The organism is Streptomyces sp. NPDC058221 (assembly GCF_042882365.1).
GTDB lineage: Bacteria > Actinomycetota > Actinomycetes > Streptomycetales > Streptomycetaceae > Streptomyces.
Genome location: NZ_JBHVWF010000296.1, coordinates 1 through 3,055 on the forward strand (window position 1 = coordinate 1; position 3,055 = coordinate 3,055).

General features: G+C 71.2%; 3 protein-coding genes. 2 read left to right on the top strand and 1 reads right to left on the bottom strand.

All coding sequences use genetic code 11. The annotated features are described in order from the left end of the window. A partial coding sequence (locus ACFVW8_RS38915) for an aldehyde dehydrogenase family protein (protein WP_389698758.1) occupies positions 1-1,115 on the top strand: 1,115 nt, incomplete at its 5' end. 56 nt (positions 1,116-1,171) lie between these two features. Here ACFVW8_RS38915 and ACFVW8_RS38920 read toward each other — a convergent pair. Beyond that, positions 1,172-1,798, bottom strand: a complete 627-nt coding sequence (locus ACFVW8_RS38920) for a TetR/AcrR family transcriptional regulator (protein WP_389698760.1) — start codon at positions 1,796-1,798, stop codon at positions 1,172-1,174. 89 nt (positions 1,799-1,887) lie between these two features. Between ACFVW8_RS38920 and ACFVW8_RS38925 the strand changes: the two genes are divergently transcribed. Continuing rightward, positions 1,888-3,027: an acyl-CoA dehydrogenase family protein gene (locus ACFVW8_RS38925; protein WP_389698762.1), complete on the top strand. Its 1,140-nt coding sequence runs from the start codon at positions 1,888-1,890 to the stop codon at positions 3,025-3,027. The last annotated feature ends 28 nt before the right edge of the window (positions 3,028-3,055 follow it).

Consider the following 3,055-nt stretch of genomic DNA (forward strand, 5'->3'; position numbering starts at 1 on the left):
CACTCGTACACCGGCCACTTGGCGTGGTCGGCGTGATCGGCCCCTGGAACTACCCGCTCTACACCCCGATGGGCTCCATCGGTTACGCCCTGGCGGCGGGAAACGCCGTGGTCTTCAAGCCGTCCGAGCTGACCCCGGGCACCGGGGTTCTGCTGGCCGAGCTCTTCGACACCGCGGTGCCCGAGTACCGCGGGCTGCTCACGACCGTGACCGGCGCGGCCTCCACCGGGGACGCCCTGGCCCGGTCCGGAGTCGACAAGCTGGCGTTCACCGGTTCGCCGGGGACGGCCCGCAAGGTGATGGCGGTGTGTGCCGAGACGCTGACACCGTTCCTCGCCGAGTGCGGCGGGAAGGACGCCGTGATCGTCACCGAGGACGCGGACCTGGACGCGGCCGCCGACGCGATCGTGTGGGGCGCACTGAGCAATGCGGGCCAGACCTGCGCGGGGGTGGAGCGCGTCTACGCGGTGCGTGAGATCCACGAGGCCCTGTGCGAACGGGTGGTCAAGCGGGCCGAGGCACTGCGTCCTGGTGCCGGCGCGGACGCCGACTACGGGCCGATGACCCTTCCGGGCCAGGTAGAGATCGTCGATCGGCATGTGACGGGCGCGGTCGAGGCGGGCGCGCGGGCCCTGCTGGGCGGGCCCGAGTCGGTTCGCGCTCCGTATGTCGCGCCGGTCGTGCTGACCGGCGTTCCGGAGGACGCGTCGGCGATGACGGAGGAGACCTTCGGGCCGGTCGTGGCGATCAATCCGGTGGCCGACGTGGACGAGGCGGTTGAGCGGGCCAACGCCTCTCGCTACGCCCTGGGAGCCGCGGTGTTCTGCCGCAACAAGCGCGCCGGCGCGGTGATCGCGGGCCGGCTTCGGGCGGGAGCGGTGTCGGTGAACTCGGTGCTGGGCTTCGCGGCGGTGCCGGCGCTGCCGTTCGGCGGTTCGCAGGACTCCGGCTTCGGGCGGATCCACGGCGCGGAGGGACTGCGTGGCTTCACGTCCGTGCAGTCGACGACGGTGCAGCGGTTCACCCCGCCGATCGCGCTGACCTCCTTCGCGGTTCCGGCCGCCACCCGCGAGCGGGCGGTGCGGCTGGCGCGGGCGGTGCACCGGCATCACTGAACGCCCGGGCCACACGCCGACCGCCCTGCCCCCGGCCCTTCGGGCGCTCAGGGCGGTCAGGCGGTCAGCAGTGGGGCCAGGTAGCGGCGGGCGAAGGCCCTGGCCTGGTCCTCGTCGTCCATCTCGATGCAGCTGGCGGGGTTGAGCAGGAAGGAGACGGCGACGCGCACCATGAGCTCGGCGACCGGCTGCGGGTCCTCGTCGGGACGACCCTCGGCCTGCTGGGCGCGCTGCAGATGGCCCGTCAGGTACGCGACGGTGGCGGAGAGCGAGAAGCCGCCCTGCACGGTCAGATAGGGCAGCACGACCTCGGGTTCGAGACGCAGCAGGCCGCCGAAGAGCGGATGGGCCCGAGTGTGGCGCAGGGCGACCACGAAGCCCTCGACGACCCGCTCCTCCATGGTCGCCAGCGCCGCCACCGCCGAGTCCAGCCGCTCGAAGAACCGGCCGAGCTCGCGCAGCAGGGTGGCCTCGACCAGCTTGTCCTTGGTCTGGAAGCGCCGGAAGACGGTGACGCGTGAGACTCCGGCGCGCTTGGCGACGTCGTCCACCGAGGAGCGGCGCAGGCCCAGGAGGGTGAACTGCTCCAGTGCGGCGTCGAGAATCCGCAGCGCCGTACGGTCCTCCGTCTCCGGCTCCGCGATGGCCCCGGCGGCCCCCGGGTCGTTCGTGTCAGTTCTCATGGTGCTCACGATACCGGCGCATCCTTCCCGAAGAGTCGATGAAACGCTTATCATAACTCCGTAACACGATTCGAACCCCGGAGGACCTGATGGGCAGTCGCCTCACCGAAGAGCAGGCCGATTTCGTCGCGGCCGTCCGTGATTTCGCCAAGCGGGAGTGCGGCACCCGGGAGCAGCGCTCCGCGCTGACCTCGGGCGGCCGCGAAGCCCACAACCCCGAGCTGTACGGCAGGCTCGCCGGCCTGGGCTGGCTCGGCGTGTGCCTGCCCGAGGAGTACGGAGGCTCCGGCGGCGGGCTGGCCGATTCCTGTCTCTTCCTGGAGGAGACCTCGTACGGGATGGTCCCCGCCGGAGGATTCATCACCACCGTCATCGCCGCGAAGGCGTACGAGAAGTTCGGCACCGGGCAGCAGCGGCAGGAGGTGCTGCCAGGTGCCGTGGGCGGTGACGTGCTGGCCATCGCGATGTCGGAGCCGGGGGCCGGGTCGGACGTCGGCGCGCTGCGTTGCCAGGCCCGGCAGGATGCGGACGGCACGTGGGTGATCGACGGTCAGAAGACCTGGATCTCCAACGCGCACTGCGCGAAGCACATCCTGCTGGTCGCCCGCACCGGCGAGGACAAGCACGGTGGCCTCACCATGTTCCATCTGCCCGCCGGCACCGCGGGCGTCGAGGTGCGGCGCATCGACACCATGGGTGGCCGGGAGGTCAACGACGTCTTCCTCACCGGCGTGCGGCTGCCTGCGGACGCGGTCGTCGGCCAGGTGGACAACGGCTGGCGGCAGCTGATGGCCGGGCTGAACTACGAGCGGCTCTTCCTGGCCGCGAACATGCTGGGCCTGGCACGCCGCACCTTCGACGACGCGGTCGCCTACGTCCGCGAGCGCGAGCAGTTCGGCCGCCCTGTCGGATCCTTCCAGGCGCTGCGGCACCGGGTCGCCGACCTCGCCACCGAGATCGAGTGCACCCGGCTGCTGGTGCGTGAGGTGGCCCTCGACTGCGACGCACAGCCGGACAAGCTGTTCCCGCGCGAGGCCTCGATGGCCAAGCTGAAGGCGACCGAGATCGCCAAGCGGGCCGCCCTGGAAGGCATGCAGATGATGGGCGGCTACGGCTACACCACGGAGTTCGACATGGAACGCCATCTGCGGGCCGCCGTGGTCTCCACGGTCTACGGCGGGACGAGCGAGATCCAGCGCGACGTCATCGGCAAGACCTACGGCCTCTGAGACGCCGCGGACGCGGCAGGGCGGCCAT